Origin of the sequence: Diaphorobacter sp. (genome assembly GCF_050251835.1) — a bacterium.
Taxonomy (GTDB): Bacteria; Pseudomonadota; Gammaproteobacteria; order Burkholderiales; family Burkholderiaceae_C; genus JBFXIE01.
In genome coordinates this window covers 25,416-46,544 of sequence record NZ_JBFWLZ010000024.1, presented here as the reverse complement: position 1 = coordinate 46,544, position 21,129 = coordinate 25,416, and the positions used below count along the sequence as shown (strand labels likewise).

The 21,129-nt window shown below is 62.6% G+C and carries 22 protein-coding genes; 1 reads left to right on the top strand and 21 read right to left on the bottom strand.

All coding sequences use genetic code 11. The annotated features are described in order from the left end of the window. Positions 1-186: hypothetical protein (locus AB7E35_RS09850; RefSeq protein ID WP_428167478.1), on the top strand; the 186-nt coding region annotated here is incomplete at its 5' end. 69 nt (positions 187-255) lie between these two features. Here AB7E35_RS09850 and AB7E35_RS09845 read toward each other — a convergent pair. The 21 genes from AB7E35_RS09845 to AB7E35_RS09745 form a co-directional block, all read right to left on the bottom strand. Then, positions 256-780 (bottom strand): phosphoribosyltransferase, encoded by a 525-nt coding sequence (locus AB7E35_RS09845; RefSeq protein WP_428163717.1) that lies wholly within the window; start codon positions 778-780, stop codon positions 256-258. Positions 781-851: 71 nt separating this feature from the next. Then, on the bottom strand, positions 852-2,228 hold the full coding sequence (locus AB7E35_RS09840; RefSeq protein WP_428163716.1) for an adenylosuccinate synthase: 1,377 nt from the start codon (positions 2,226-2,228) through the stop codon (positions 852-854). 46 nt (positions 2,229-2,274) lie between these two features. Next, positions 2,275-3,432 carry an ATP phosphoribosyltransferase regulatory subunit gene (locus tag AB7E35_RS09835; protein WP_428163715.1) on the bottom strand — a complete coding sequence of 386 codons (1,158 nt, stop codon included), beginning with the start codon at positions 3,430-3,432 and terminating at the stop codon, positions 2,275-2,277. Between the two features lie 74 nt (positions 3,433-3,506). Beyond that, positions 3,507-3,692, bottom strand: a complete 186-nt coding sequence (locus AB7E35_RS09830) for a DUF2065 domain-containing protein (RefSeq protein WP_428163714.1) — start codon at positions 3,690-3,692, stop codon at positions 3,507-3,509. Between the two features lie 29 nt (positions 3,693-3,721). Beyond that, positions 3,722-4,627, bottom strand: coding sequence for a protease modulator HflC (hflC, locus tag AB7E35_RS09825; protein ID WP_428163713.1), 906 nt, complete (start codon positions 4,625-4,627; stop codon positions 3,722-3,724). A gap of 9 nt (positions 4,628-4,636) precedes the next feature. Continuing rightward, on the bottom strand, positions 4,637-6,007 hold the full coding sequence (hflK, locus tag AB7E35_RS09820; protein WP_428167477.1) for an FtsH protease activity modulator HflK: 1,371 nt from the start codon (positions 6,005-6,007) through the stop codon (positions 4,637-4,639). A 53-nt stretch (positions 6,008-6,060) separates the two neighbouring features. Continuing rightward, positions 6,061-7,242: a GTPase HflX gene (gene hflX / locus AB7E35_RS09815; RefSeq protein WP_428163711.1), complete on the bottom strand. Its 1,182-nt coding sequence runs from the start codon at positions 7,240-7,242 to the stop codon at positions 6,061-6,063. 64 nt (positions 7,243-7,306) lie between these two features. Then, a complete protein-coding gene (gene hfq / locus AB7E35_RS09810; RefSeq protein WP_428163710.1) occupies positions 7,307-7,555 on the bottom strand; it encodes an RNA chaperone Hfq in 249 nt (82 codons plus the stop codon). Positions 7,556-7,632: 77 nt separating this feature from the next. After that, positions 7,633-8,976 (bottom strand): ribosome biogenesis GTPase Der, encoded by a 1,344-nt coding sequence (der, locus tag AB7E35_RS09805; RefSeq protein ID WP_428163709.1) that lies wholly within the window; start codon positions 8,974-8,976, stop codon positions 7,633-7,635. A gap of 19 nt (positions 8,977-8,995) precedes the next feature. Continuing rightward, positions 8,996-10,132, bottom strand: a complete 1,137-nt coding sequence (bamB, locus tag AB7E35_RS09800) for an outer membrane protein assembly factor BamB (RefSeq protein ID WP_428163721.1) — start codon at positions 10,130-10,132, stop codon at positions 8,996-8,998. Positions 10,133-10,137: 5 nt separating this feature from the next. Continuing rightward, positions 10,138-10,818 (bottom strand): YfgM family protein, encoded by a 681-nt coding sequence (locus AB7E35_RS09795; protein ID WP_428163708.1) that lies wholly within the window; start codon positions 10,816-10,818, stop codon positions 10,138-10,140. A gap of 14 nt (positions 10,819-10,832) precedes the next feature. Then, positions 10,833-12,122: a histidine--tRNA ligase gene (gene hisS / locus AB7E35_RS09790; RefSeq protein WP_428163707.1), complete on the bottom strand. Its 1,290-nt coding sequence runs from the start codon at positions 12,120-12,122 to the stop codon at positions 10,833-10,835. A 101-nt stretch (positions 12,123-12,223) separates the two neighbouring features. Next, complete coding sequence (gene ispG / locus AB7E35_RS09785) at positions 12,224-13,501, bottom strand: flavodoxin-dependent (E)-4-hydroxy-3-methylbut-2-enyl-diphosphate synthase (RefSeq protein WP_428163706.1); 1,278 nt, start codon at positions 13,499-13,501, stop codon at positions 12,224-12,226. Then, complete coding sequence (locus tag AB7E35_RS09780) at positions 13,502-14,431, bottom strand: helix-turn-helix domain-containing protein (RefSeq protein WP_428163705.1); 930 nt, start codon at positions 14,429-14,431, stop codon at positions 13,502-13,504. It lies immediately after the preceding gene. Beyond that, a complete protein-coding gene (gene pilW, locus AB7E35_RS09775) occupies positions 14,424-15,257 on the bottom strand; it encodes a type IV pilus biogenesis/stability protein PilW (protein ID WP_428163704.1) in 834 nt (277 codons plus the stop codon). Before pilW ends, AB7E35_RS09780 begins: the two co-directional genes overlap by 8 nt. A gap of 29 nt (positions 15,258-15,286) precedes the next feature. Further along, positions 15,287-16,411 (bottom strand): 23S rRNA (adenine(2503)-C(2))-methyltransferase RlmN, encoded by a 1,125-nt coding sequence (rlmN, locus tag AB7E35_RS09770; protein ID WP_428163703.1) that lies wholly within the window; start codon positions 16,409-16,411, stop codon positions 15,287-15,289. Positions 16,412-16,499: 88 nt separating this feature from the next. Continuing rightward, complete coding sequence (ndk, locus tag AB7E35_RS09765; RefSeq protein WP_428163702.1) at positions 16,500-16,925, bottom strand: nucleoside-diphosphate kinase; 426 nt, start codon at positions 16,923-16,925, stop codon at positions 16,500-16,502. Between the two features lie 79 nt (positions 16,926-17,004). Next, entirely contained in the window at positions 17,005-18,369 is a 1,365-nt protein-coding gene (locus AB7E35_RS09760) for a pseudouridine synthase (protein ID WP_428163701.1), read from the bottom strand. Position 18,370: 1 nt separating this feature from the next. Beyond that, entirely contained in the window at positions 18,371-19,087 is a 717-nt protein-coding gene (gene scpB / locus AB7E35_RS09755; RefSeq protein ID WP_428163720.1) for an SMC-Scp complex subunit ScpB, read from the bottom strand. A 169-nt stretch (positions 19,088-19,256) separates the two neighbouring features. Beyond that, entirely contained in the window at positions 19,257-20,285 is a 1,029-nt protein-coding gene (locus AB7E35_RS09750; RefSeq protein ID WP_428167476.1) for an RluA family pseudouridine synthase, read from the bottom strand. Next, positions 20,282-21,124 (bottom strand): peptidoglycan DD-metalloendopeptidase family protein, encoded by an 843-nt coding sequence (locus AB7E35_RS09745; RefSeq protein WP_428167475.1) that lies wholly within the window; start codon positions 21,122-21,124, stop codon positions 20,282-20,284. Before AB7E35_RS09745 ends, AB7E35_RS09750 begins: the two co-directional genes overlap by 4 nt. Positions 21,125-21,129: the final 5 nt, after the last annotated feature.

Genomic DNA, 21,129 nt, shown 5'->3' with positions numbered 1-21,129 from the left:
GAGTGTCTTTCTAATTTCTCACCACCACCGCAAACCACAACTTACGCCACAGTCCGCTTCAACAGCGAAGCCTTGAATCATACACCAGTTTTAAACCGAGAAACAAAACAAGGCAGGTTTTTTATCATCCCGCTACCACCTGATGTTGATGTTTATAACAACGGCTGTTTTGCAGAGAATCTGTGATTGTATACCAAAAAACGATTGCGGTGAAAAGTTTTTCGTCTTTCCGCCTCAACGCTGCTTTCGAACTGCTTACCAACGCCACTTCTCCAGCAACTTATCAGGCGTCAGGCTATCGTAGCTCTCGAAAGGTTGATGAATCCACGGGTTTGTCGGCAAGAACTCGACGGAGTAGTCTGGATTGAAAGCAGACAGGCCCTTGGTCCAGATCACGGCGCTGCGCAACTCCGTGATGGGTTTGTAGCTGGTCTTCAACATGTCAATCACCGCTTGAAGCGTGTGACCAGAGTCAGCCAGGTCATCTACCAACAGAACCCGCCCAGCGATATCACCCTTGGGCGTCGTAATGAAACGCGCTAGATCCAGATTACCTCGAACAGTACCAGCCTCTGCCCGGTAAGAGCTGGTGGACATGATGGCTAGCGGTTTGTCGAAGATGCGACTCAAGATGTCGCCTGGACGCAGTCCTCCGCGAGCGAGGCACAAGATTGTGTCGAACCCCCACCCCGATTGATGCACCTTGAGCGCTAGCTTCTCAATGAGGCTGTGGTACTCGTCATAACTGACGTAGAGGTGCTTGCCGTCTTCTGTCAGCATTCCATGCTCCTAAATAAATAGCCGCTAACACTTTTCAGAAATGGAAAGCGCCGAATTTGACTAAAAAACAGTCACTCTGCCGAGAAGGGATGGCGCATCAAGATCGTGTGATCTCGGTCAGGGCTAGTCGAAATCATGGCGATGGGCACACCCGTGACCTGCTCAATGCGCTCCAGATACCGGCGGGCATTGGCAGGCAATTCGTCGTAGTTAGTGACGCCCACTGTTGAGTCGGACCAACCTTCTATTTGTTCATAGACAGGTACACAGCGTGCAATGTCTTCTGCACCCATGGGAAGTAAATCAATGCGCTCACCATCGAGTTCATAGCCGACACACAAAGAGAGCTCTTGCAAGCCATCCAGCACATCCAATTTGGTAATGCACAGACCCGACAAGCCGTTGACTTGCGCACTGCGCTTGAGCAAAGCAGCATCAAACCAGCCACACCGACGGCTGCGTCCCGTGGTCACACCCTTCTCGGCACCTACGATGCTCATGTGATAGCCAGGCGTGCCGGGCTTTTCCCATTCCAGTTCAGTGGGAAACGGGCCACCGCCAACGCGCGTGCAGTAAGCCTTCGTGATACCCAGGATGTAATGCAACTGACCCGGCCCCACACCCGAGCCGGCTGCCGCGTTGCCAGCCACACAATTGCTGGAAGTCACATAGGGATAGGTGCCGTGATCCACATCCAGCAAGGTGCCTTGCGCACCTTCAAACAGCAGATTGGCACCTACCACATGGGCTTCGTTGAGTTCACGCGACACGTCGGCCATCATGGGTTTGAGCATTTCGGCGTGGCGCATCGCCTCTTCAAAAACCGGCTCGAACTGCACCTTGCCATCTTGGATGTAAGGCTTGAGCGCGTCACCAAACTGGAAACTGCCCGAGCCCAGGAAGGTGGTCAGCACGTGATTGTGCAGGGCCAGCAGCTCGCGCAGCTTGGCTGCAAAGCGCTCGGGATATTTCATGTCCTGCACACGCAATGCACGTCGGGCAATCTTGTCCTCGTATGCCGGCCCAATACCGCGGCCAGTGGTACCAATCTTCTCGACCCCACCGTGCTCGCGCGCTGCTTCGCGTGCCACATCAAGCGCTGCATGAAAAGGCAGGATCAGCGGGCAGGCCTCGCTGACGCGCAGGCGCGAACGCACCTCGACGCCGGCTTTCTCCAGCCCTTCGATTTCTTCGAAAAGCTTTGCTGCAGACAACACCACGCCATTGCCGATGTAGCACTTTACGCCCGCACGCATGATGCCGCTGGGGATCAAGTGCAACGCCGTCTTGACGCCATTGATGACCAGGGTATGACCCGCGTTGTGGCCGCCCTGAAAGCGCACCACACCTTGGGCGCTCTCAGTCAACCAATCCACCAGCTTGCCCTTACCCTCATCTCCCCATTGGGTGCCGACGACAACGACGTTCCGACCTTTGCTTGATTTCATGTCTAACCCGATTCAAATACTGAAGAAATTCAAAGAGTCCAAGGACTCAGACAGTGCCAATGGATCTAACGACCCATCGGCCGTCCACGAGAACCAGTTCACGATCGCAGTGGAACTCATCCACCTCGCTGCCATGGCCGGGCAACACGCACACGACCGTCTCACCCCGACGGCGCAAGTCGGCGATTACCTCGTTAACGTCCCGCTCATCTCCCCATGGCGCGCGAATGGCCGGCTTAAGAGCCCTTGGCGGAACAACACCCACCAATTGTTTGACATCCAGACTGAAGCCAGCTGCCGGCCGGTTGCGTCCGAATACTGCGCCCACTTCGTCGTAACGACCGCCACGCACGAGCGCATCGCTGGCACCGTGCGCGTAGATGGCAAAACGCGGCCCACTGTAGTAGGTGTAGCCACGCAAGTCCGCAAGGTCAAAAGTGACTTGTGCACTGCTGATCCGCGCTGCGATAGCCCTTAAATCCGATAGCGCCTTGCCCGCACCAGCTATGTGCTTGAGCGCAATCTCGGCCTCGTCCAGCACAGAAGCATCGCCATACAGTTGCAACAGGGCCAGCAGCCCTTCACGGGAGTGCGCGGGGAAGTCACGGGTCAGCGATGCTAGCTCGCTTGCATCCTTGACGGCCAATGCAGCATGAACTTGCCTCAGGGTGTCCAGTGCAACAGGCAGGCCCGACAGCAGGCTGCGCACGATACGTACATCAGCCAAATCAACACTAACGTCCCGCACCTGGGCGCTGCGAAGGCATTCGAGGGCCAACAGCAGCGATTCAATATCGGCCTCAATGCCAGGGTGCCCATAAATCTCCGCGCCAAATTGCAATGGCTCGCGTGTCGCATGAGGACGATCTGGAAGGGCATGAAGGACGGGACCGCAGTAGCAAAGCCGCGTAACACCCGGACGATTCAACAGGTGAGCGTCAATACGGGCTACTTGCTGGGTGGTGTCTGCGCGCAAACCCAGCGAACGACCCGAAAGCTGGTCCACCAGTTTGAAGGTTTGCAAGTCCAACGCCTCACCCGTGCCCGTAAGTAGGGAATCCAGATGCTCCAGCAGTGGAGGCATGACTAACTCGTATCCATAGCTGCGGGCGGTATCCAGCAGCCCGCGACGAAGTTCTTCGATGTGCCGCGCCTCTGAGGGCAGAACATCGGCAATGTGATCCGGCAGGACCCAGGCAGACATGGGAAGGGTGAAGCTGTTAAAAAAGTGATTCTACCGGCTGGGCAACAACTGCCCCGAGTCAAACGCCCGCACCGCTATAACAGCAGCAACAGACCGCCAGCGAGCAGGCTGAGCAACGCACAAAAACGAATCTGCCCGTCGCGCAACTTCAACAACTGACTGAGCATGCTGCGCCAGCCAGCAGGAGACACAAAGGGGAAAACCCCCTCAATCACCAGCACCAGGCCTAGGCCCAAACAAAAACTGCTCAACCAATCCACGCGGTATTCGCCAGGTTTTCGCAGCCGGTCTATTGGCGCGAAGCAGCGGACGCTCCAGGCGCAGAGCCTCGAAAGACCTTGAAAAACTCCGTAGACGCAGGATCAAGCACCATTACGTCACTCTTGCGATTGAAGCTGCCCTTGTAGGCCTCCAAGCTGCGGTAAAACTGAGCGAACTGCGGATCACGTCCGAAAGCTTGAGCGTAGAGACGAGATGCTTCGGCATCGCCTTCGCCCTTGATCTTTTGTGCGTCGCGATAGGCGTTGGCAATGGTGATCTCGCGCTGACGATCAGCGTCGGCACGGATCTTTTCACCCTCTGCGGCCCCGGTGGATCGCAGTTCATTGGCGACACGTTTGCGCTCGGCCTCCATGCGGCGGTAAACAGACTCGGTGATGGCCTCTACATAGTCCACGCGAGTGATACGCACGTCCACCACGTCAACGCCCCAGGGCTTGGCGCCGCGAACGGCCTCCAGCACCTCCCGCTTGACGTCGGACATGAGCGCATCGCGCTTGTCAGCCAGCAATTCTTTGACGGTGCGGCGATTGACCTCTTCCTGGAACGCATTGCGCACCACACGGTTGAGCTGCAGTGCACCGGCGTTCTCGTCCAGACCCACGTTGCGGATGTATTCCGATGGGTCGCTGATGCGCCAGCGCACATACCAATCGATCACGACGCGCTGCTTTTCAGCCGTCAGCATGGACTCGGTGTCCGAACTGTCCAACGTCAACAGGCGCTTATCGATGTAGCGCACATTCTGGAATGGCGGCGGCAGCTTGAAATTCAGCCCAGGCTCGGTGATGACTTCCTTGATCTGGCCCAGTGCATACACCACGCCAAACTGACGCTGATCCACCACGAACAACATGGAGCTGAGCAAAGCCAGCGCCACCAGGGCGGTAGAAACGATGAAACCTATTCTGTTCACACAATCCTCCTATCGGGATTCGCGTTCGCGCGAGCGATTGACGTCACGCGCGCGTGGCTCGCCAGGCAGTTGAGTCGAGGCAGCCGGGGGCAAGCCGCTGGTGCCGGAAATGGGGGGCGCATCCTGAGCGGCGCCTGCCGAGGGCGTCTGCGCAACGCTTTGCATGATCTTGTCCAGCGGCAGATACAGCAGATTGGAGCCCTGGCGCGACTCCACCAAAACCTTGGTGACATTGCCGTAGATCTGTTGCATGGTCTCGAGGTACATGCGATCACGCGTCACCTGGGGCGCCTTCTGGTACTCGGCCAAAATTGCGCTGAAGCGCTGTGTATCGCCCTGCGCCTGCGCCACGATGCGAGCCTTGTAGGCCTCGGCCTCTTCGATCAGACGCGATGCGGTACCGGTTGCGCGCGGAATCACATCGTTCGCGTAAGCCTGCGCCTCGTTCTTGGCACGTTCACGCTCCTGCCCGGCCTTCAGCACATCGTCAAACGCAGCCTGCACCTGCTCGGGCGGGCGCACGCCGCCTTGCTGCAGATTGATGCCAACCACCTCCACGCCCACCTTGTAGCGATCCAAAATGGTCTGCATCAGAGTGCGCACACGCGGCGCGATCTGGTCGCGCTCTTCGGCCAGCGCCGTGTCCATGCGCATTTTGCCGACCACTTCTCGCACTGCCGTTTCTGCTGCCTGCACCACGGCATCGGCAGGGTTGCGGCTTTCAAACAGCCATGCCCGGGCATCGTTGAGACGGTATTGCACAGCGAACTTGATTTCGACGATGTTCTCGTCTTCCGTGAGCATGGCGGACTCACGCAAGCCCGTGCTCTTGATGATGCTGTCGCGACCCACGTCTGCCGAACGAATCTGTGTCACGAACACCAGTTCATGGCGCTGAATGGGATACGGCAGGCGCCAATTGAAACCTGCGTTGACCGTGCTCTTGTACTTGCCAAACTGTGTGATGACAGCCTGCTGGCCTTCCTGCACGATGAAGAAACCGGTTCCCAGCCAGATCAGGACGGCGATGGCAGCGATCAGCCCCACGCCCACGCCCGCGTTCTTCATGTCGGGCTGGAAACCGCCACCGTTATTCGAAGGGCCCCTACCACCGCCGTCGCGCCCCCCAAACAGCGTGCCCAGCTTGCGGTTCAGGTCACGCCAGAGTTCATCCAGATCGGGAGGCTGACCTGCAGCAGGGCCCTGGTTGCGCCCACGTCCACCTTGTGGGTTATCAGCGGGAGGCCGCTCGGAATCCGGGCGCTGACCACCCTCGCCTTTGTCGTCCCCACGGCCCCAGCGGGGATCGTTGAGGTTGAACATCCCCCGGATGCGCTCGGGCAACAGCGCCCAACGGGAGGAGTGGTTATGAAGGTTCATGCACAAGTTCTCTTATTCTCTGATGACAACCAAAGTTTCTGCATTTTGCCCAATCAGCCTGCCGCATCCGGCAATTCAACACCCTGCGCTGGGGGCATCTCAAGCCCGGCTGCGGCGCTGCGCACCATTTGTGCCAGTTGCTCGCGCAGTGCGACAATGCCCTCGCCCTCGCGAGCACTGACAAAAATACGTGGCACCTGCCGACCGTCCAGTTCATACATGTCTTGTCGCTGAGATGGGCGCAATTCGGGTGCCACGGCATCGTACTTGTTGAACACCAGAAGCTGCGGAATCTGTGCGGCGCCGATCTCGGCCAGAACCCGCTGCACCTGGGCAATTTGCTCGGGATGGCCCGGATTGGCCGCATCCACCACGTGCAGCAGCAGGTCGGCATCCACGGCCTCCTGCAAGGTGGCCTGAAAGGCATCCACCAAACCGTGGGGCAGATCGCGGATGAACCCCACCGTGTCAGACAAAGACGCCGACCCCGACGCCTCATCCAGGTAAAGCTGCCTGGTGGTGGTGTCCAGGGTGGCAAACAACTGGTCAGCCGCGTAGGCTCGCGCCTTCACCAATGCATTGAACAGTGTGGATTTGCCCGCATTGGTGTACCCCACCAGCGAGATGTTGAAAGTATCGCGCCGCTGCCGCTGACGCCGCTGCGTGGCGCGTTGGCGCTTGACCTTTACCAGCCGTTCCCGGGTGCGCTTGATCGCCTCGTTGATCATCCGGCGATCCAGCTCGATCTGCGTTTCACCCGGGCCGCCGCGCGTACCAATGCCGCCGCGCTGACGCTCCAGGTGCGACCAGCGCCGCACCAGCCGCGTGCTCAGGTATTGCAGGCGCGCCAGTTCAACTTGCAGCTTGCCCTCGTGACTGCGTGCACGTTGCGCAAAAATTTCAAGAATCAACAACGTGCGGTCATTGACCGGCAGCTGCAAATAGCGCTCCAGGTTGCGCTGCTGTGCAGGGCTCAGCGACTGGTCAAAGAGCACCTCTTTGGCATCATGCATTTGCGCCAGAAGGCGAATTTCATCGGCCTTGCCGCTGCCGACAAACAAGGCCGCATCGGGAGTCTTGCGCTTGCAGGTCAGACGCGCAACAGGGCGCAGGCCTGCCGTCTGGGCCAGAAGGCCCAGCTCTTGCAAATCAGCATCAAAGTGGGGCAGCCCGAAGTCCACGCCCACCAGAAGAACCGGCGTGGAATCGGGATCAGATGACTTAATGGAACTCAAGGCTGCGTGCCCTCGAAGGCGAGGCGCCCGAGACCCGGTGCAACCTCCCGCTGCAACGGGGGATTTATTGGTTGTCTCCGTCGGCGGTTTCTGCCGTGGAGAAGTTGACCGCACGTCCAGGCACGATGGTGGAGATGGCGTGCTTGTAAACCATCTGCGTCACCGTGTTGCGCAGCAGCACGACGTACTGATCGAAAGATTCGATCTGACCCTGGAGCTTGATGCCGTTGACCAGGTAAATGGACACCGGCACATGCTCACGACGCAGAGCGTTCAGGAAGGGGTCTTGAAGAAGCTGACCTTTATTGCTCACGATATTCTCCGTGTTCAAAACTGTTGTTGTAAAAGAGCACCTTACCACAGCCAAGGTGACTCACCCGGCTCAGGGGTTCAGGATTCGTTTTTGTCCGCGTAGGGGTTGGCGGAAGTTTTCATCTCGATGCGCAGCGGCGTTCCGACCAGGTCGAACTCTTTGCGGAAACGCCCTTCCAGAAAGCGTTTGTAGGCATCCGTGACGTGCTCGAGCGAGTTGCCGTGAATGACGATCACCGGAGGGTTCATGCCGCCCTGATGGGCGTAACGCATCTTGGGGCGGAACATGCCCGAGCGCTTGGGGCTCTGAAACTGCACAGACTCCAGCAGCAAACGGGTCAGCACCGGCGTGGGCATCTTGCGGTTGGCAGACTTGTAGGCCTGAATGATGGAAGCCCACAGTGGCCCCAGGCCCTGTCGCTTTTTGGCCGAGATGAAGTGCAACGGCGCAAATTTCAGGAACGACAGGCGCGTCTCGATGGATCGCTCCAACTGCTGGCGGCCATAGTCGTCCACCGCATCCCATTTATTGACGGCAATCACCACGGCGCGGCCGCTTTCCAGGATGTAGCCCGCGATGTGCGCATCCTGGTCGGTCACGCCCTGCGTGGCATCCAGCAGCAGCAGCACTACATTGGCAGACTCGATGGCCTGCAGGGTCTTGACGACCGAGAACTTCTCGATCGCCTCGAACACCTTGCCTTTGCGGCGCAGACCAGCGGTGTCAATCAGTTCGAACTTCTGGCCGCTGCGCTCAAAAGGCACCGATATCGCGTCGCGTGTCGTGCCCGGCATGTCGAAGGCCACCAGGCGTTCCTCGCCCAGCCAGGTGTTGATCAAGGTGGACTTGCCGACGTTCGGTCGGCCCGCCACGGCAAGGCGAATGACATTTTTCTGCTCGGCCGATTCGTCTTCGTCCACCTCCGGCAGCGCCAGGGGCTTGAGCGCCAGTTCCACCAGACTGCGTACACCCTGACCGTGGGCCGCCGATACCGGATGCACTTCGCCCAGGCCCAGTTCGTAGAACTCCGCCAGATGCGGACTCTCCTGCATGCCCTCGGCCTTGTTGCCGGCCAGTACGCAAGGTTTACCCAGACGGCGCAGGTAATTGGCAATGTCGTGATCCTGGGCAGACAGACCTCCGCGCACATCGACCACGAAGATCACCACATCGGCCTCGGCCACCGCCTGCTGGGTCTGCCTGGCCATCTCGCGATAGATGCCGCTGGATGCATCGGGCTCGAAACCGCCCGTATCGATGACGATGTACTCGTGCTTGCCCTGCCTGCCGTTGCCATAGTGGCGATCACGCGTCAGACCGGCGAAGTCGGCCACGATCGCGTCGCGCGACTTCGTCAACCGGTTGAACAGGGTGGATTTGCCCACATTGGGCCGCCCCACCAGGGCGATGACAGGCTTCATCACTGTGTCCTATGTCCGGTCAATCCGGACGGAAACCATAGACGCCGCCCTTGCGCGTCACCACGACCAGGGTGTCCCCCGCCGCCACGGGCGCTGCCGCGATGGCCGACCCATCGGTGGTCAGGCGGTTGAGCGGCGCTGCGTCCTCGCGCGACAGCAGATGCACCAGCCCGGTGTCATCGCCGATCACCACAGATCGGCCCAATAGCAGCGGCGCAGTCAGCTTGCGAAAGCGCAGCCGGTCGGAAGTCCAGGCGCGGGAGCCATCGGCGCGGCGCCAGGCGACGACCGTGCCATTGCTCTCCGTGCCAAACAGCATGGCGGCGTCCCCGTGGATGCCCTCGCCGCCGCTGGCCTGCTGCGTCCACAGCACTGTGCCGCGCGCTGCATCGATGCAACCGACGGTCGCTTGGAAAGCCCGCGCGCACACGCTGTCGTCCACACGGCTGGTGCGGCCGACAATCTCCACCAGTCGCTCCACATCATTGGTGCCGCGCGGGCTGGCGAGCGGCGCCTCCCAGCGCACCGTGCCGTTATCCGGGTTGAAGCCGACAAGACGGCCCGACAGGCCCGCAACCAGGGTGTCGCCCACCGCCATCAGCACACCGCCCTGGCGCAGAACCAGCGGCTCGCCAGGACGCTGCTGGCTCCACAGCTTGTAGCCCGTGGCTGCATCAAAAGCAGACACGGAGCGATCCGCGGCCAGCACGAAGACACGATTGCCCGCCACCAGCGGCGCGGTGTAGGCCTGCGCCGGCAGCGACTTGCGCCAGATTTCACGTCCACCGTCCATGACGATGACCTGCGCCCCCCTGGACACCACCGCCGTCCAGCGGCCATCGCTGCCCACGCCAGAGCCCAGCGGCACATTCAGCTGGGCGCGCCAGATGTCGCCGCCGGTGCGCGCGTCGATCGCTGCCACTTCTCCATTGGCGGACGCCAACGTTACCGTGTTGCCGTTGACGTGCACATCGAGCGACACATCCTCCACTGCACCCACCCGTGCCGTCCAGGCCTGGCGCACGCCCAGCACCGGCACATTGGGGCCCAATTCTGCGGGCTTGGGGCGGGATGGCGCCCACAGCGAGCAACCGCTCACCCCCAGGAGGCCGACCAGTGCTGTGCCGGCAGCCAGCGCCTTGATGTTTTTGCGGATCGCGTTCACTGCGCACTCCCCGTTGCGGCGGCAGACGCCACGGCTTGCACCTGGGCGCCCAGCGCGTTGAGCTTGGCCTCCACCAGGCTGCGGTAATCGATGCGCTCATCAAAAGCCAGATACGCACGCTGATATTCGGCGATGGCCTCTGCCTTCTTGTCTTGCAGCACCAGCACGTCACCCTTGCGGTCAGCCACTGCCGCAGCAAATTCAGGCGGGAAGCGCCCCGACAACTGAGCCATCGCCTCGTCATGGGACTTTTGCTCGATGAGTACAGAGGCCAGCCGCAACCTGGCCAGTGCCGCATGGCCCTCGTCCGACGCTTTTTCTGCCACCCAGGCCAGCGCAGCCTTGGCGTCGTCCCACCGACCGGCATCGGCCAGCACCTTGGCGGCCAGCAGACCCGACTGGCCGGCCTGCACGGTGCCGCCATAGCCGGACTTCAGGTCGCCAAAGGCCTGCTCCACCCGCGCCACGTCGCGTGCCTGCGCAGCCGACTGCACCGCCTCCGCCAGTGCCGTGGCCTGCTGGGCCTGGCGGCCCTGCCAGAGCCGGTAGCCATTCCAGGCGGCAAATGCGCCCAGGATGACGATCAGCGCCCAGGTGATGGGCGTGCCCCAGGTGTTCCAGAAATGCTTGATCTGGTCGAGTTGCTCTTGTTCTTGTAGGTCGAAGTGGTTTGCCATGTTGCGGGTTCCGTTCAGCGCGGGGATTGTAGGTTGGCCGCCCATTCGGCCAGGGTGGCAAGCGGGCGCTCGGTCTGCTCGCCGCCATCACGCAGGGGCTTGATGGTGACCGCGCCGCGCGCCAGTTCGTCGGGGCCAAACACCAGGGCAAAGCGGCTGCCGCTCGCATCGGCCTTCTTGAACTGGGACTTCATGCTGCCCATGCCCTCGCCCGACGCCGCCGGGCTGTGCATCTGCACCGCCACGCCCCGCACGCGCAACTGCTGCAGGGCCGCCATCACCGTGGGCAGGGACGATGCATCGGGCACCACCGCGTAGGCATCGGGCAGCGGCTCAGGGGCCTGCGCCTGCTGCTCCTTGAGCAGCTCCAGCACGCGCTCCACGCCCAGCGCCCAGCCCACGGCGGGCGCCGGCTTGCCGCCGATTTGCTCGATCAGATAGTCGTAGCGGCCACCGCCGCAGATTGTGCCCTGCGAGCCCAGCTGATCGGTCACGAACTCGAACACCGTCAGGTTGTAGTAGTCCATGCCGCGCACCAGGCGCGGGTTCAGGCTCCAGGCCACGCCATTGGCATCCAAAATGGCCTTGACGGTGTCGAAGTGCTTGAGCGATGCCTCGCCCAGAAAGTCGATCAGTCGGGGGGCGGACTGCACCACGGGCTGCATGGCGGGGTTCTTGGTGTCCAGAATGCGCAGCGGGTTACTGTGCAGGCGCCGGCGCGCGTCCTCGTCCAGCAGATCCTGGTGCTGCTCCAGATGCGCAATCAGGGCGGCACGGTGGGCGCGGCGCTCATCGGGCTGGCCCAGGCTGTTGAGCTCCAGGCGCACGTTCTTCAGGCCCAGCTCGGCCCACAGCGCATGGGCCAGCAGGATGATCTCGGCGTCGGCCTCGGCGCCCGCAAAGCCCAGCGCCTCGGCGCCGATCTGGTGAAACTGGCGGTAGCGCCCGCGCTGGGGTCGCTCGTGGCGGAACATGGGGCCCATGTAGTACAGACGCTTGCCGCCGTCGTACAGCATGGAATGCTCGACCACCGCACGCACCACGCCCGCCGTCGCCTCGGGGCGCAGCGTGAGCTGCTCGCCGTTCAGGCGATCCTCGAAGGAGTACATCTCTTTTTCGACGATGTCGGTCACCTCACCCAGGCCGCGCACGAACAGCGGCGTGGGCTCGACGATGGGGGTGCGGATATTGCGGTAGGCGTAGCGCGCCATGAGCGAGCGCACCACCCCCTCCAGCCATTCCCAGCGCGCCGAATCGGGCGGCAGGATGTCGTTCATGCCCTTGATGGCAACCAGCTTCTGCATCTTGTTATTGGTATCTTGAATATGGGTCAAATTGGCCTGTAGCGCTTGTCTATCAAGCGCTGGCAGCTATGTTTTTTATAGTTTACGTGAATGGCCGGGCTTCACTGCGCGTCCGCGCCATTACCAAAGCGGCGGGCGATGTAGCCGTTCACGATGTCCTGGAACTCGCGCGCGATGTTGTCGCCACGCAAGGTCAGGGCCTTCTCGCCGTCGATGAACACGGGCGCGGCGGGCGCCTCGCCGGTGCCCGGCAGGCTGATGCCGATGTCGGCGTGCTTGCTCTCGCCCGGGCCGTTGACGATGCACCCCATGACGGCCACCTTGAGCTTTTCCACGCCCGGGTAGCGCATGCGCCACACGGGCATTTGCGCGCGCAGGTAGTCGTCGATCTGCTTGGCCAGCTCCTGGAATGTGGTGCTGGTGGTGCGCCCGCAGCCGGGGCACGCGGTGACGCTGGGCACAAAGGCGCGCAGCCCCAGCGACTGCAGTATCTCGGAGGCCACCACCACTTCCTGCGTGCGCGCCTCGCCCGGCTGGGGCGTGAGCGACACGCGGATGGTGTCGCCAATGCCCTCTTGCAGCAGGATGGACAGCGCCGCGGTCGAGGCCACGATGCCCTTGGTGCCCATGCCAGCCTCGGTCAAGCCCAGGTGCAGTGCGTAGTCGCAGCGGCGCGCCAGCTCGCGGTACACCGCAATCAGATCCTGCACGCCACTGACCTTGCACGACAGGATGATCTGGTCGCCATTCAGGCCCATCTCTTCGGCGCGCCGGGCCGACTCGATGGCCGAGGTGATCAACGCCTCGTACATGACCTGGCGCGCATCCCAGGGCTGTGCGCGGCGGCTGTTGGTATCCATCAACCCGGCCAGCAGCTCCTGATCCAGACTGCCCCAGTTCACGCCGATGCGCACGGCCTTGTCCCAGCGCACCGCCGCTTCGATCATCTGGCCAAACTGCTTGTCGCGCTTGTCACCCTTGCCGACGTTGCCCGGGTTGATGCGGTACTTGGACAATGCCTGGGCGCAGTCCGGAAACTCGGTCAGCAGGCGGTGGCCGTTGTAATGGAAGTCACCCACCAGCGGCACGGTCTCGCCCATGCGATCGAGCTGCTCGCGGATGTACGGCACGGCCGCTGCTGCCTCGGGTGTGTTCACCGTGATGCGCACGAACTCGGAGCCGGCCTGCGCCAGCTCCTTGACCTGGATGGCCGTGCCGATCGCGTCCACCGTGTCGGTATTGGTCATGGATTGCACGCGTACCGGCGCGTCGCCGCCCACCGTGACGACGCGGCTGCCCCATGTGACGCGCGCCTGGCGCGAGCGTCGCGCCAGGGGCGCAGCCATGGCAATGGGTGCCACCAAGTCAGACTGATTCATTCACTTCACCTCGAAACGCGCGACGTTGTCACGGGCAATGACCTTGAGATCCAGCGGTTGGCCGCGCACGATGACGTCGGTCGCGTCCGCCTTGCCGATCACCACCGACCACGGAGGATCACCGGCGGCAGAAAAGCTCTCGCCTGCCAGCAGAATTTTTTGCACTACCACACCGCCCGCAGCATTGCGCACCTGCACCCAGGACTCGGTGCGTGCGCGGATGACCAGCACGCCCTCTGAGTTGGCTGCCTCTGCAGCCGAGGTGTCTTTGATCGGCGCGACGCCATCGGCCGCAGCCGTCGGCCGCGCCACCGCGGGCTGGCTGGGCGCTTGCGTCAACGCGGGCTCTTGCGCCACAGCCATCGCCTGGTCTGCTGGCGCCGCTGCGTCGCCTGCCTGCTGCGCGGGTTCTTGCGCAGGCTGCGACGGCAATGGTGCGTTCAGAGCCACGCCCTCATCCGCGCCACCGTCTCCCTTGGGCAAAAAGGCAATGGCCAGTGCGCCAGCCAGCAAGACTGCCACGGCAACGCCCAACACGCGCGACTTGGGGGCGTCCAAAGCACCTGGCCTGCCCGGCCGCTGGCTGGAATCCTTGAAGCGGGCATTGATGCCGTTGCCCACCGCCAGCGGCACCGGTTGGCCTTGGGGCAGCAGGGCCAGCACGGGCGCTGCGTCCGCCCTCAATGCCCGGCATACGCTGGACGCAAGAGCACGCATGAAGACAAGATCAGTGAAGGCATCGTGCTGGTCGGCCTCCAGCGATTGCAACCGCGCCAGCGGCACTTTCAGGGTTCCTGCCAGTGCTTCGATGGAAACGCCAGCGGACTCACGCAACTGCCTGAGCATTGCCCCCGCGGATGCACCGCCCGCCATGCCTGCCCCGTCCGCAGTCACCTCATCCGCCGCGGCCATACCTACCGGCTCACTCATTGAAGGCACCTCGTTCAAAAGCCAGTGTTTCCTTGGCGTTGGGGAAGCGCTTGCGCAACTGATCGCCCAATTGCCGCATGGCCACAAATTCATCCAGCGCGCGTTCGACCTTGATTCCCAGCCATAGCGACTGCGCATTGGCCAGGTCGCTATTGTTGATGCGGCGTATGTAGAACTGCGCCCGCTTGTTTTCACCGCGGTCAAACAGGATGGACGCCAGGTTGTAGCCCACCACCGGGTTGCCGGCATCGATCTCGTAGGCCTTCAGCAGGGTCTGCTGCGCGTCGGCAACACGGCCCGCACGCTGGTGGCACAGGCCCTGAGACATCAGGGTCTTGCTGCGCGAGGCGTAGCTGGGCACCGCCAGGGCGCGCTCGAAAAGCTGGTTGGCCTGCTCGTACTGCTGGCGTTGGCACAGCAGCCAGCCATAGTTGTGCATGATGTCTGCGTCCGACGGCTTCATGCCCTGGGCGCGCTTGAGGCTGTCTTCGGCGAGGCTCAATTCACCCAGGCTCATGTACACCAGCCCGCGCAGGTGATAGGCATCGGCATAGGACGGATCGGTGGCAATGGCCTGGCGCACCTCGTCCAGCGCGACCTCCGTCTGACCCATCTGCATGTAGTTGGCGGCAAGCTCCAGGCGGATGCGCGCGCGCCGACGCACATCGGGTTCACCAACGCCGGTCGGCGATGCCGTGGCATCAGCGTCCAACCCCGACGATGCCGGCAGAGAGCATCCAACCAGCCCCGCCAAACAGGCCGCGGCGATGCCCATGGCCAACACCCACCGTGCCCCCCGACTGCGATCCGTACCCGACAACGTCATGAAGTGCCTTTCAAAGTTGGAAGCGTGCCTCAGGCAATCGGCTTGAGCCCGATGACCCGCAGCTTGGCCATGCGCTCGTTGACCCTGGTGCGATCCTTGACATCGCCAGCCAGTTGGCCGCAGGCCGCATCAATATCATCGCCGCGCGTCTTGCGCACGGTGGTGACGATACCGGCATCGCTCAACAATTGGGCAAAAGCCAACACGTTTGCCTGGGACGAACGCTGCAACCCGGATGCGGGAAACGGGTTGAAAGGAATCAGGTTGAACTTGCAGGACACACCACCGCCCGGCGCCTTGCGATCCACCAGCGCAATCAACTGACGCGCATGCTCGGGCTGGTCGTTCACGCCATCGAGCATGCAGTATTCAAAAGTGATGAAGTCGCGCGGCGCATGCTCCAGGTAGCGCCGACAAGCTGCCAGCAGCTCCTGCAAGGGGTATTTGCGATTCAGCGGCACCAGGTTGTCGCGCAGCACATCGTTGGGCGCATGCAGCGACACCGCCAGCGCCACGGGGCAGTCCTGCGCCAGGCGGTCCATCATGGGCACCACGCCCGAGGTGGACACCGTGACGCGACGGCGCGACAGCCCATAGCCGTGGTCGTCCAGCATGGTGCGCAGCGCCGGCACCAGGGCAGAGTAGTTCTGCAGCGGCTCACCCATGCCCATCATCACCACGTTGGAGATCACCCGTTCGTCCCGGCCCAGGCGCTGGCGCAGTGCGTGCTCGGCAAACCAGAGCTGGGCAACGATTTCGCCGGTGGTGAGATTGCGGCTGAAACCCTGATGCCCCGTGGAGCAAAAACGACAACCCACGGCACAACCGGCCTGCGAGGAAATACACAGCGTGCCGCGGTCGTCTTCAGGGATGAAGACCGTCTCCACAGCATTGCCATCGCCCACGTCAAACAACCACTTGATGGTGCCATCCGCAGAGACATGCTCACTGACGACTGGCAGCCCGGCAACATGGGCGCAAGCCTTGAGTTTCTCGCGCAGGGACTTGGCCAGGTCACTCATCTGGTCAAAGTCACTCGCGCCGCGCTGGTGGATCCAGCGAAACAGCTGCGTCGCTCGAAAACGCTTTTCCCCCAACCGCTCGCAAAAAGCAGCCATGCCGTCGAGGTCAAAGTCCAGAAGGTTCGTGGTCATAACGTCAAGGATGTCCCACGCCCACAAAGCGCACTGCGCGCGCGGGGCCCGGCTTGAAACAGCCCGCCCGGCGCACACAGCTGCCGTATCAGCGCGAGTAAATGTTCAGGCCGGGGAAGAAGAAGGCCACTTCAACCGCGGCTGTTTCAGCGGCATCAGAGCCGTGCACCGCGTTGGCGTCGATGCTGTCTGCGAAGTCGGCGCGAATCGTGCCAGGAGCAGCCTTCTTGGGGTCGGTCGCGCCCATCAGCTCACGGTTCTTCAGGATGGCGTCCTCGCCTTCCAGGGCCTGCACCATCACGGGACCGGAGATCATGAAGTCCACCAGATCCTTGAAGAAGGGACGCTCTTTGTGCACAGCGTAGAACTGCTCAGCCTCGGCGCGAGACAGGTGGATCATGCGGGCGGCAACGACCTTCAGGCCAGCCGCTTCAAAGCGGGCGTAGATTTGACCGATCACGTTCTTGGCGACTGCATCGGGCTTGATGATGGACAGGGTGCGTTCGATAGCCATGTTGATTTTCCTAGGTAGGTGGTTGAGGTAACTATTGCCTTGCAGGCAAAGCCATTGATTCTAGCTTTGCGCCAATCCCTCACCGACCGCTGCGCCGCCCCCGGCCGCTGCGCTGTTGCTGCTGAAGGTGGCGCGAGAAACTGTCCGCACCGATGTAGCCCACCGAAGTCCTCATGGGGTCGGGCTGCGAACTGTTCGACGAGCGACCAGCACGCCCACCCGTTTTGTCCCGCCCGCCAGACGCCCTGGGCCCCATGGGCTTGCGCTCGCCAGCACGCTCGCCGCCGGCCCGCCCGCTACTGCCGCCCGATGGCGCCCTCGGTGGGGCGGAGACGCCCACGGCGCGCATCAGTGCCTGGATGTCGCGCTCATCCAGTTCCAGCCATGCGCCGCGCTTGAGACCACGCGGCAGCATCATGGCGCCGTATCGGATGCGGATCAGGCGGCTGACGGCGTGGCCCACCGCCTCGAACATGCGCCGCACCTCGCGGTTGCGGCCTTCGGAGATGGTGACGCGATACCAGCAATTGGCCCCCTCGCCGCCGCCCTCATCGATGGAGCCGAAGGAAGCCATGCCGTCCTCCAGCTGCACGCCGTCGAGCAGGCGCTGCTTTTCCTCGTCGTTCAAAGCGCCCAGAACACGCACTGCGTATTCACGCTCCAGTCCGAACCGCGGGTGCATCAGCTTGTTGGCCAACTCGCCAGAGCTGGTGAACAGCAGCAAGCCCTCGGTGTTCAAATCCAGCCGCCCCACCGATTGCCATTTGCCCTGCTGGAGCCGTGGCAATTTGCGAAACACCGTGGGGCGGTTTTGCGGATCGTCGTGCGTGACCACCTCGCCCACCGGCTTGTGGTACGCAATGACCCGAACGGGCGGCGGTGCAATCTTGAAGCGGATCGGCTTGCCATTGACCTTGATCTGGTCCCCAAACTGCACACGCTGACCGATGTGGGCCGGCTCGTTATTGACGGAGATACGCCCCTCGAGAATGAGTTGCTCCATCTCCAGGCGCGAGCCCATGCCCGCCTGCGCGAGCACCTTGTGCAGCTTGGGTGTCTCCACCTGAGGCAGCAGAACACGCTTGGGCAACGCGACCTCGGCGTTGCCTTCGTCCTGATCCAGCTGGCCGGACACCACGTCGGCAAAGCGGTAGCCGTCGCCTTGTGCCTGCGCCTTGGCGCCGCGTTTGCCGTGATCGCGCAGTGGCGCCTTGCGCACGCCGCTGGGATGCCGGCCCGGATCCTGCCCGAAGTCCGATGGCGGAACCGCGTCGCCCTCGGCACACGCGTGGGCGGGCAACTCCACCGCGGCGTCCGGCATAGCCGCAGGCTGGGCCACCTTGGGCGTGCGCGGCTTGCGAACCTTGGCGTGCTGATCGCCAGGGTTGTTCAGCGTCTTATCGGCGGGCTGTACGCCCTCAAGGGTTTTGTGCGATTCGTTCATGTCAATTTCCTGCGGCATCATCGTCTGCCTGCGCGACAGCGATGCCGGCAGCGTCTCCAGTCTGTGTAGCGCCCTGCGCAGACGATGACGTCGCATGCAAGGCCGCATCAATTTCTACTTCTGCCTCAAGCGGCGCGTCGTTGAGCGCCAGGGCATCGGGCCGATCAGGCAGATCACCCAGCGCATCAAAAACACTGGCCTGCACCTCGGCATCCCCCAAGGTGGGCAGCTGATCCAGCGATTGCAACCCCAGGTCGTCCAGAAACTGCCGCGTGGTCGCAAACAAAGCCGGGCGCCCCACCGTTTCGCGGTGTCCTATCACTTCCACCCAGCCTCTGTCCTCCAGTTGCTTGATGATCAGGCTGTTGACCGTGACACCCCGAATATCCTCAATGTCGCCACGCGTGACGGGCTGGCGATAGGCGATGATGGCCAGTGTCTCAAGCGCCGCCCGCGTGTAGCGCGGAGGTTTTTCAGGATGCAGCCGATCCAGGTACTGGCGCATCTCCGGCCTGCTTTGAAAGCGCCATCCTGTTGCCACCTGTACCAGCTCGACACCACGCAAAGCCCAATCCTGCTGCAGTTCCAGCAACAGCATCTTCACGGTATCCGCGCCCAGCGCATCGTCAAACAAGCTTCGCAGTTCGCGAACGGACACGGGCTGCGGGGCGCAAATCAGGGCGGTTTCAAGAACCCGTTTGGCATCCACCGAATTCATGATCCAACAGTTCCGAAAAAGGCAGCCGCACGCCAAGGCGGAACTGGCACCAGGGGTTGGAGAACATTGGCGGCGCGAGATGCGGCGAATGGCATCGCGCCTTACTTGGGTCGGCGTAGTTTCAAAACTGGTTGGCCGGGCACCCACGGCAAGACAGCCGTAAACGCGATCAATTGTAGCGCAGCCCCCAAAAGTCAAGCGCCAGTCGCATATCCTCAGCCAGCGGCACACGGAACTCCATCGATTCGTCCGTGACAGGATGACGGAACGCCAGCCGAAACGCGTGCAATGCCTGCCGCTGCATGGGGCCGCCGCAAGAGCCGCCGTACAAGGTGTCAGCCACCAAGGCGTGGCGGATGGAGGCCATGTGCACGCGGATCTGATGGGTGCGCCCGGTGTGCAAGGTGCACCGCACCAAGCACACTTCGCCGGTGGTGTCGATCAAGTCAAAATCGGTACGCGCCTGCTTGCCAGGATGCTGCGCGAGATCAACGACAGCCATGCGCAAGCGGTTGCGCGGGTCGCGCCCGATCGGCGCATCCACGCTGCGGTGCACCGGCCCGGACCACGCCCCCCAGACCAGCGCAACGTACTGGCGGCTGACCTCACGCGCCGCAATCATGCGCACCAGCGCGTCCATCACCGCCCGGCTGCGCGCCACCACCATCAAGCCACTGGTGTCTTTGTCCAGCCGGTGCACGATGCCTGCGCGCGGCACCTGCATCGCCCGGGCATCTCGCCCCAGCAGGGCATTGAGAAGCGTGCCGCCCCAATTGCCCGGCGCCGGGTGCACCACCAGCCCCGCGGGCTTGTTGACCACCAGCAGGTGGTCGTCTTCGTACACCACATCCAGCGGCAAATGCTCAGGCCTGAATGCCTGGCTTTGCTGCGTAGGGCGCATCTCGACCACCACATGGTCTCCAGCCCGGACCTTGTGGGCAGGCTTGAGAACAGGCTGGCCATTCAGGCGCACGCAGCCTTGTCCAAGCAACTGCTGCAGATAGCTGCGGGAAAACTCCGGCACCAGATCCGCCAGCGCCTTGTCCAGGCGCAGCTGGTGCTGCGCGGCGGATGCCGTCGCCTCGCGCAACTCTACCGGCGCTTCGGCAGATAGCTGGCTGGCGCCGTCACTGCCCTCTGGCGGGCCGGACTCGTCGTCCAACCAGGGCAGGCCCTCATCCGACACCGGCGTGCTCAACGCGCAGGCAGATAGCGTGTGGGATCCACAGGCTTGCCCTGGCGGCGGATCTCAAAATGCAATTTGACGCGGTCGGCGTCGGTGCTGCCCATCTCGGCGATCTTCTGGCCGCGGCGCACGTTCTGGTCTTCCTTGACCAGCAGGGTCTGGTTGTGGGCGTAGGCGGTTAGATAGATGTTGTTGTGCTTCAGGATCACCAAGTTGCCGTACCCGCGCAAACCGGCTCCGGCATAGACCACCCGACCATCGGCCGCGGCCAGCACGGGCTCGCCCGCCTTGCCGCCGATGTCCAGCCCCTTGTTACGCGCCTCATCAAAACCGGCCAGCACGGAGCCCGACGCCGGCCAGATAAAGCCCACGTCTTCGGCTGCGCCCGCAGCAGGCGACGCCGAAGCGGTGGAAGCGGCCGGCTTGGCAGCACTGGCCGCAGGTGCCACGGGCGAGGACGCTACCGGCCGCGTAACCACGCCAGAGTCTGCCGCCACGGACGGTGCGGGCGCTGCTGCCCCCGGCGCAATCACGCGCAGAACCTGCCCCACTTCGATCAGGTCAGGGTTGTCCAGTTTGTTCCAGCGGGCAATGTCTTTCCAGCTTTGCCCGTTTTCAAGGCCGATGCGAATCAGGGTGTCTCCGGGCTTGACGGTGTAGTAACCGGGCTTGCCGGCGTTTTCAGCACCGGGCAGCGGCTTGGTTTCCGGTGCGGCGGGTGCCACCCCGCCAGAGGAGAAAGTGCCGCGATCCTCTACCGGCGCCCTGTTGATCGGAGTGCTGCAGCCCGCCAGCAACGCGCCAGCAAGCACAACACACCCCAAATGAACAAGACCACGCGATACCAACATAAGCA